Source organism: Phenylobacterium sp. (assembly GCF_004799515.1).
Lineage (GTDB): Bacteria > Pseudomonadota > Alphaproteobacteria > Caulobacterales > Caulobacteraceae > Phenylobacterium.
On the sequence record NZ_SSMX01000056.1, the window covers coordinates 44892 to 53470 of the forward strand.

The following is an 8579-nucleotide window of genomic DNA, read 5'->3' on the forward strand; positions in this document are numbered from 1 at the left end:
GCCGCTACGCGACGTCCGTCAAGACGCCTGCGGCCCACCTCAGGTTCAGGCTCCATGCGCGACGACGCCGTACAGCCGGCGCGTTCCGCTCCATGGAAGAACTGGACCGCTGCATCTCGAACGCCGCGCTGGCGCTGCGGCTGGCGTTGGCGGTGACCGAGCGCGGCAAGCGAGCTGAGTTCCTCGCCATGTTGAGGACGGACGGCGCAAGCCGACGAGCGGGCGGCTTTTCTCGTTTCCGAGCTCGTGGCGGCGTAGCCCTATCGCATGGCCAGGGGCGCTCGCCGCCAATCCCGACCTTTGCCAGACCGACGAGCGCCATTCTCTTCGGCGCGGATCACTGACACGCTGTGGTCGCGGACGGACATCGCCGAACGGATCGACGCGAACCGCCCGCAGCCGGGCAAGCGCGGGCCTTACAAGAGGAAGATCGCCCCATAGCCGGAACCCGGGGGGCAGCTGTGGTTCTAAGGCGCACTGGAGTACGGGGCTGCGAATGCCGCAATATCGGTTCTTCTTCCTGACAGAGAACGGCGCACCGGCGAAGGGCGCAGGCTTCCCGTTCCGCGATGACGACCACGCGATGGAGTTCGCTAAGCTCGCGTCCAAAGGGGGGCAGCGGAACTTTGGAGCGGTGATCGGCTGTCTGGGAAAACCCCTCCGACGAAAATTCAAACTGAGACACTACCGGGCGGCGGACGCTCTTGACCGGACCGACATCCACGGAAAAGCGCCTCGCAAAGGCAGGGCGCTTCGTCAGACTCCGGGGGCCGCCGGACTAGGCGGCGACCAGCCGGCGGCGGCGCAGGAGCGCGCCAGCGCCGCCGAAGCCCATGATCATCAGCGCCCAGGACGCCGGCTCTGGCACGCCGCCGGCCGTTACGGGGCGAACGCCGGTCACCGCGACGTTGTCGATGCCGTAGAATTCGTTGGCCACGCCTTCGTTGTCGTTGCTGGTGAAGGTGATCACGGTGGTCGCCCCGGTCGGCGTGAACGTATAGCTGAAGTCATAGGTCGCATCGTCATAGCCGCCGCCCGGCGCGCCATAGCCCAGGGTGTCCTTGGCGCTGGCGCCGGTCTGCGGCGCGCAGGAGCCCGTGACATAGCCGCCGGACCCGTCCGAGCCGCAGAAGCTCTGGGTATTGCCGCCGAAGTAGTTCGCGAAGGTGAAGTTGGAGATCGTGTTTCCGCCCGCGGTGACCACGAAGGAATCGCCGCTCCCGCCACCGGCCCCGTTGGCGTTGCCGTCCTGCGACAGGATCGAATACAGGTCGTAGTTCAGGGTCACGGAGGTCAAGCCCGCGGTGTTCAGGGTCAACACCGCCGTCGTCTGGCCCGTGGACAGGTTGCCGAGGAATTTGGTCGAGCCGTTCGGCGCCACGTCGATCGTCGGCGTATAGCCGCCCGCGCCGGTGAAGCCCGCGGTCGAGCCGGACTCGAAATTGTTGTCGTAGACGGTGACGTCGGCCTGAGCGGCGCCGGCGAGGGCGGCGGCTGCGAAAGCGGCGCCGAGCACGGCCAATGAACGGTATTTCATCGAATTCACCTAGCGCTGAAAGCGTGTATGGGCCTCCTTCGTGCGGCCTGGAACGTTCGGCCGCCTCCCCCATTTTGGGGGAAATCGAACCCCGCCGCGGGGGTGCGCCGGGGCGCGACCGCGATCGGCGCCGAAAGCGACAATGACCACGGACCGCTCTGGCCCCCCTCGACCGGGATCCTTTCCGGACGCCATCGCGGCGGTCTCCGGCGCGCCGCCCGGCGCGGCGCCCACGCTGGACGACGACGGCTTTCTGCAATCCGTGGCCGATGCCCTGGGCGGCCTGGCGCTCGACCTGGTGCCCTCGGCCATGGCGCCGGCCGCGGCCCTGTCCTTCGCCGTGGTCGACAGCCGGGGCCGGGCCCGGGCCGCCGATGCGTCCTTCCTGGCGATGTTCTCCGACGACCTCGGCGTCCCGGCTCTGCTTCGCCTGCTGCAGGCGGCCGGCGCGGGCGAGCCCTCCGTTGGCCTCGTCCAGACCCTGGCCGGCGTCCCGGCGGCGGTCTGCGCCGCCTTGCCGGACCAGGCCGTCGGCTGGCCAATGCCCGCCGAACTCCGCGCCGCCCTGGCCGGCGGCGGGCGCCGCTGGGCGCTGCTGGCCTATGTCCCCCTGCGCCTGCCGAAGTTCGCCGAGGACGCGGCCGCGGCCTTCGGGCTGACCAACCGCGAGGTTCGCGTCGCCGTCGCCCTCCTGGAGGCGCCGACCCTGGAGATCGCCGCCGCGCGCCTGCGCATCGGCCGCGAGACCGCCCGCGACGCGCTCAACGGCGCCATGCGCAAAATGGGCGTCCGGCGCACCGCCGCCCTGGTGCGCCGCCTCACCGATCTGGTGTGCCAGGTCTCGCAGGGCGAGGACCTGGAGGCCCTCGGCGCGGCGATGAACCTCACCCCGGGCGAGGCCCGCGTCGCGCGCCTGACCGCCCGGGGCGAGACCGCCGCCCGCGTCGCGGCGACCCTCGGCGTCACCCGCGAGACGGTGAAGACCCACTTGCGCTCCGCCTTCGCCAAGACCGGCCTCAGCCAGGCCAAGGACCTGAGCCGCGCCGCCTCCGAGTTGGGCGCCCTCGAACGCATCGCCCGCGCCGCGGAGATTGCGCCCCTGCCGGACCTCGGGCCCGGACGGTTGCGCATGGTCGCCAGGGCCGACGGGCGGCGTGTAGCCTTCATGGACTATGGGCCGAACCCGGCACGGCCGTTGATCTTCCAGCACGCCCTGGCGAGCGGCCGCACCCTGCCGCCGGCGCTCTGCCGGGGGCTTCAGGCCGCGGGATGGCGCCCCCTCGTGCCCCAGCGACCAGGCTACGGCCTGACTGACATCGACGACGGCGACTACCTGCAGGCCGCGGCGGGCGACGTGGCCGCGATCCTCGATCTCCTGCGCCAGGACGCCGCCGACATCTTCGCCCGCGACATCGCCGCGGCGCCGACCCTGGCCTTCGCCAAGGCCCATCCCGACCGCGTCGGGCGCGCCCTGCTCCTCAACCCGCAAGCCGCAGCCCATCCCGGCCGCCGCCGCTTCGGCGTGTCCATCGCCTCCGGCATCCTGCGCGCCCATCCGGAGCTGATCCACCCATTCTTCGAGGTGCTGCGCCGCCAGATTCGCAGCGAGCGCGTGGCGACCCTGCTGCGCGAGAGCTTCAAGGGCGGCGTCCCGAGCGACATCGCCGTGCTCGACGACCCCGCGCTGCTGGCCTGGATGGTCGCCGATATCCAGGCGATGGTCGCCCGCACCGCGCTCGGCGTTATCCGGGAACGCCTGGTCTACGCCGGCGGCTGGACGCCGCCCTCGGCCGTCGGCGGCAAGACCTGGACGGTCGTGTCCTGCGCCGAACTCGGCGACGAGGACTGGCGACAGCCCTGGTCCGACCTCCCCGATGTCCGCTTCAAATCCCTTCCGAGCGGCGGGCTGCTCCTGCCATATTCCCATCCGGACGCGTTCATCCGTTTGCTGTCGGAGATGTAGCGTGGCGGCCGCTTGACCGTGGACCGCAGACCTTCGGCCCTGGATCGGCGCGACGGGGCGACCACGAACTGGAAACGTTCACGTCCACGGGCAGCGGCGCCGATACGTCGACGACATATCGATAAGCGGGGCGGCCGTTTCGCCCCGCCGGCGGCGCGCCGGAGCCTGTCAGCTGGGTGTTGATGATCGTGGGCTTCGGCATATCCGGCGGTCCTCTGCGCCACCCTCGTCGCGGCGCTGCGCTCTTCGCACAGGGTGAGGGCCGGCGGGCCTCGGCAACCTCTGGTTCCAGGCGCCAGTGAGCTGGAGTTGCGCGATGAGCCCACAACTGATCAGCCCGCCGTCGAACATCCTTCCAAAAAACCCCCAAAAGACCTGACCGCTTTTCCGAACGGGCGCCGCTTTAGGATTTGAGCGGTTCCCCTCAGCGTCAGGCTGGGACGGTCGCCCCGCGCATCCCCATTAGGGGCCTTGGAGGGAAGTAACATGAAGCTAAACCTGCTTTTGGCGGCCGCAGCGTCCGCCGCTGGGCTCGCCCTTGGGGCCTCGGCCGCACAGGCGGCCACCGTAACGGTCAACGCCTCCGACGACCTCTACAATCTGTCGGGCGCGTCCCTGCCAGGCGACTCTGCGGTCGCCATCAACGTGACGGGCCTGACCTCCCTCACCTTCTCGGCCTCCACCGGCGCGACGGTCACGGTGAACGGCGGGAACTACAACGACGCCGACGGCGCGGGGTCGGTCTCCGGCGAGTTCAATACGGGCGCCAATGGGATTTCCGGGATCACCACCTCGACGGCGGGCTTCCTCGCCGGAACGTTCGTGTCCGGCTCGCCGTCGCCGACCGCGCCGACGGCTCTGGATTTCTCGGGCGGAACGTCGTTCGCTTCGCTGTCGCCGCTCTTGCAGCAGGCGTTCTTCATCGGCGACGGCCTGACGGGCGACGCGACCGGCGCGACGCAGACCTTCTACGTGCCGACCGGGGCGACCACACTCTTCCTCGGCCTGACCGACGCTTGCGGCTACAGCGGCGCCCCGAGCTGCTTCAGCGACAACTTTGGATCCTTCAGCGTCACCACCGCGCGCGTCGCCACCGGCGCCGGCATGGGCGGCGTGCCGGAGCCCGCGAGCTGGGCGTTGATGATCGCGGGCTTCGGCGGCGCGGGGGCGGCGTTGCGCCAGCGTCGTCGGACACCGGTCTTCGCCTGATCTGCGCGGGATGCGATGCCAGGCGTCGCATCCCGGTCCGCAAGATGATCTGTCCGCGCCGTCGGTCAGCGCCTCGTAGCCGGGATTGGCTGGGCGCGGCGAATTGAAGTCGACCCAGTTGCGGTTGAGGTCGACGTTCTCGTGGGTCACCCGTCGTAGTCAGGCGAAGCCATAGGGATTGATGGCGTGGACGATCAGCACCGCGACCCCGTCCGGCAAGGTTCGGTGCTCCTCGCGCCGCAGCCAGTCCACCTGAGCGCCGGAGCCGCAAAAGCCTTCCACCCCGTGAGTGCCGCTGATCATCACCAGGACGGCCTCAGCATCGCGCGGCCCGATCCAGGCCACGTCGGTCGCGAGCTCGCCGCCATCAGGACCGCGTTCGGGATGGGGCATGGTCTCAAGCGCTGCACCGGCTGCGCCGGCGGCCTCGAGGAACTTGGTGCGCGCCGCCCGGTAGTCGGGACTGAAGCTCTCGGCGGAATTCATTTTCGGCGCCCCATCCAACGCGCCCGCGAGGTCGAACCGTCGCAAGAGCCGTGGTCGCAGCCATCTAGGAAGGGGGCCGACCTGAGTCCACAGATCAGTTCCCCCGTTCTGCTTGTGCCAGGAGTGGATTTGCTCGAGGACGCCGCGCTAGGAGGCAGCGAATGGGCCTCAGGGGTCGGTGAGCTTAAATCTGCCTACGATCTCGGCACGTTCGGTAGCGCAACCGCTGGATGCGTGGTTGGTGCTTTTCAATAACGGGGAACTAGATGCAGGGTGCGCTCCCGTCTGAAAGTTATCGAATGTCGATGGTGGTAAGAGGGGAGTGCCGCAACCGCAGCGAGCTGGATGTTGGTTTGTAGGGGATCTCTGGGCTCAGAGGAGTTAATCTGACATGTCCCTTGAAGGTGTGCAGCTTCAACTCATTGGAGACTTGCAGGGTCTGCCTTCCGCAGAACCCCACTAGACGGCACTGTTCGCAAGAGTCGCGGCGTGGCACAGCTCCAGGAAGGCGCGGACCTTCGCCGGTGAGCGGCCGCGGCCCGGCAGTAGGGCATAGAGCGGGAAGCGCTCATCTGGCCAATCGGGGAAGAGCTCGACCAGGACGCCGCGGGCCACCAGATCGCTCGCCCCGAGCGCCATGACCTGGGCGACGCCCGCCCCGGCCACACAGGCCCCCAGCATCGAGTCGACATCGGAGACGAGCAGGGACCCCGAAGTCTCGACCGGCAGCACCTCGCGACCTCGGCGGAACTCCCACTCGAACGCGCGGCCGGTCACCGGATCGTGGAAATCGATGCAGTCGTGCGTCGAAAGGTCCGTGGGATGGGCGGGCCGCCCGCGCCGCTCCAGATAGGCCGGCGCCGCCACCGTCAGGATGCGGGTCTCTGCAAGCTTGCGGGTGACAAGGGTGCTGGCGGGCGGCGGGTCGCCGAACCGGACGGCGAGATCAAACCCTTCGGCGACCAGGTCGCCGATTGCGTTGCTGGCTACAAGCTCCAGTCGCAGCTGCGGATTGTCCTGCAGGAACGCCGCCAGATGAGCGGCGAGCACGAGGCGTGAGAAGAAGGGGTCGACGTTGACGCGCAGACGCCCACGCACGACTTCGGTCGCGCCGGACGCTTCGTCAGCCGCCGCCTCGATCTCTCCCAGGAGCGGCGAGACGCGCTCATAGAGCCGCCGACCTTCGTCGGTGAGGTGGAGCGCCCGGGTCGTTCGATTGAATAGCCGTGCGCCCACGCGGGCCTCCAGACGCGCGATCCCATGACTGACGCCAGACGCGGTCATGTTCAGCAGCTCGGCGGCGCGCACGAAGCTGCCCGCTTCGACGACGGCTGAGAGGATGCTCACGCCGGAAAGCAATCGGGCGTCGAAGGGCATGGGCAGACCCGCGGCGGCTGTCCGGGAAGATCATGCGTCATTCAGGACGGACCGTCATCAGTCCTCGGACCAAGCCGCGTTTCACCTTGGGAAGGTAGAGGCCCAAAAGGTGTCCCGACGGCGGCCCCGACGGCCCCCGGGAATGGAGATATCGCCATGAATAACCGACCGATAGCGCGACTGGGGGCCACGGTCCTCGGCGCGGCTCTGGCCGCGCTCACCCTGACGCCTCCGCACGCTTCCGCTCAGCCCGTAACCCCCCTTGGAAAGCCCACCCCGATGACCATGCAGTCTGATCTCGCAACCCTCGCCACGGACATTCACTGGCCCGCACGCTTCATTCCCGAGACCGCGGACCTCTTCTCCCACAATTCGCTGCTGATCCACGCCAGTTGCGAGAGGGTCTGGAGTCACATCGTCGACGCTGAAAAGTGGCCCCAGTGGTATCCGAACGCCAAGGACGTGGCCCTGTTGAACGGGGCGAGGGTCCTGGGCGACGGGACCGCCTGGCGCTGGACCACCTTCGGTCTGCCGCTCGAAAGCCGGGTCCACGAATACGTCCCATACTCGCGGCTCGGGTGGTACGGCTACGCCCCCGGCGCGCAGCCGACCTTCTACCACACCTGGTTCCTCACCCCGCGGGGCGCGGACTGCTTGGTGGTGATGGACGAAGCCGGCGTCGGTAAGGACGCCGCCCACCTGCGCGAGACCGACGAGAGCCTCATGCATCGGGGCCACGACTTGTGGCTGGCGACCCTCAAGTGGGTCGCGGAGGGCCAATAGTCAGGGGTGTTCCCCGGCCGCCCTCCCAGCCACGAACAGCAGTTTAGGTTCGGAGCACTTTGTTCGAAACTTCGCCCCACTCTCGGAGTGGTCGCTCGGACCGGTCTCCCCGTGTTCCGAAGGGCATTTGGTCAAGCCAGTCGCGAGTGGGGGGATACCGTCGCTCGGAGTGATCAGCCTTCCTGGATGTAGGCGTCGATGCGCCGGTCCAGCACCGCTAGCGGCATGGCGCCCCACAGGAGGCCCGCGTCGTGGAAACGGCGGATGTCGAAACGCGGCCCAAGGGCGTCCTTCGCCTTCTGGCGTAGGCGCAGCCAGTCCAGCTTGCCCAGCATGTAGCTGCAGGCCTGGCCCGGCCACACGCAGTATTTCTCGACCTCGCTGGCCATGGCGGCCTCGGAGTCACCGAGTACATCGACGACGTACTTAATCGCCCGCTCACGGCTCCAGCCCTGGCTGTGCAGGCCGGTGTCCACCACCAGGCGCACGCAGCGGAACAAGGATTCATGCAGTTGGCCGACGTGGCCGAGCGGATCGTGCTCGTACAGGCCCATCTCCACCGCCAACTGCTCAGCGTAGAGCGCCCAGCCCTCGGTATAGCCGGCGAAACTCCCGCCCTTGCGGATCAACGGCACGTCCGCTTCCTGGGCCAGCGAGAGCTGCAGGTGATGGCCGGGGACGCCTTCGTGGAAGGTAATCGACGGAAGCACCCAAGCGGGCAGCTCCGCCGTGTCGCGCAGATTGACGTAGTAGGCGCCGGGCCGGGTCCCATCAAGCGAACCGCTTTCATAGTAGCCACCCGACGCGCCGGCTTCGATGGCCTGAGGCACGCGGCGGACGACCAGCCTGGCCTTGGGCAGCGTCCCGAACCATCGGGGACGTTTGGCCTGGACCTCTGTGACCTTAGCATTCAGGTCGGCGATCAGCTTGGCTTTGCCCGCGTCCGTGTTGGCGTACCGGAGCTTTGGGTCATTGAAGAGCGCCCGCAGTCGAGCGCCCTCTGAGCCCTGGGTGTAGCCCTGCGCCTTCAGGATGCCGTCCGCCTGGGCGCACTGGATCTTCACGAGGTCGAGGCCCCTCTGGTGAATTTCCGTCGCCGGCATATCAGAGGTGGTCCGCTGTTCAGCCCCAGGGCGTAAAAAGCCTCGCCCTGGGGCAGGCGGGCGACGCCGGCGGTGTGGACGGCACGGAGCCGCATTTTGCTCAGGAGGGCGATCTGGCGAT

Annotated in this window: 7 protein-coding genes and 1 pseudogene; 4 read left to right on the top strand and 4 right to left on the bottom strand. The window is 68.5% G+C overall.

Annotated elements, in window-relative coordinates; genetic code table 11:
• Positions 1–92: 92 nt before the first annotated feature.
• On the top strand, positions 93–344 hold the full coding sequence (locus tag E8A49_RS23070) for a hypothetical protein (protein ID WP_293386653.1): 252 nt from the start codon (positions 93–95) through the stop codon (positions 342–344).
• Positions 345–778: 434 nt separating this feature from the next.
• Here the strand turns inward: E8A49_RS23070 and E8A49_RS23075 are convergent, their stop codons facing one another.
• Positions 779–1537: a PEPxxWA-CTERM sorting domain-containing protein gene (locus tag E8A49_RS23075; RefSeq protein WP_293386654.1), complete on the bottom strand. Its 759-nt coding sequence runs from the start codon at positions 1535–1537 to the stop codon at positions 779–781.
• 142 nt (positions 1538–1679) lie between these two features.
• Between E8A49_RS23075 and E8A49_RS23080 the strand changes: the two genes are divergently transcribed.
• Positions 1680–3500: a LuxR C-terminal-related transcriptional regulator gene (locus tag E8A49_RS23080; protein ID WP_293386655.1), complete on the top strand. Its 1821-nt coding sequence runs from the start codon at positions 1680–1682 to the stop codon at positions 3498–3500.
• A 486-nt stretch (positions 3501–3986) separates the two neighbouring features.
• Complete coding sequence (locus tag E8A49_RS23085; RefSeq protein WP_293386656.1) at positions 3987–4709, top strand: PEPxxWA-CTERM sorting domain-containing protein; 723 nt, start codon at positions 3987–3989, stop codon at positions 4707–4709.
• 75 nt (positions 4710–4784) lie between these two features.
• Here the strand turns inward: E8A49_RS23085 and E8A49_RS23090 are convergent.
• A pseudogene (locus tag E8A49_RS23090) lies at positions 4785–5195 on the bottom strand (DUF2817 domain-containing protein); the annotation flags it as partial.
• 459 nt (positions 5196–5654) lie between these two features.
• Positions 5655–6572, bottom strand: a complete 918-nt coding sequence (locus tag E8A49_RS23095; RefSeq protein WP_293386657.1) for a LysR family transcriptional regulator — start codon at positions 6570–6572, stop codon at positions 5655–5657.
• Positions 6573–6851: 279 nt separating this feature from the next.
• Here E8A49_RS23095 and E8A49_RS23100 point away from each other — a divergent pair, with 279 nt between their 5' ends.
• Positions 6852–7355, top strand: a complete 504-nt coding sequence (locus E8A49_RS23100; protein ID WP_293386658.1) for an SRPBCC family protein — start codon at positions 6852–6854, stop codon at positions 7353–7355.
• 173 nt (positions 7356–7528) lie between these two features.
• Here the strand turns inward: E8A49_RS23100 and E8A49_RS23105 are convergent, their stop codons facing one another.
• Positions 7529–8458 carry a DUF885 family protein gene (locus tag E8A49_RS23105; RefSeq protein ID WP_366928855.1) on the bottom strand — a complete coding sequence of 310 codons (930 nt, stop codon included), beginning with the start codon at positions 8456–8458 and terminating at the stop codon, positions 7529–7531.
• Between the last annotated feature and the right edge of the window lie 121 nt (positions 8459–8579).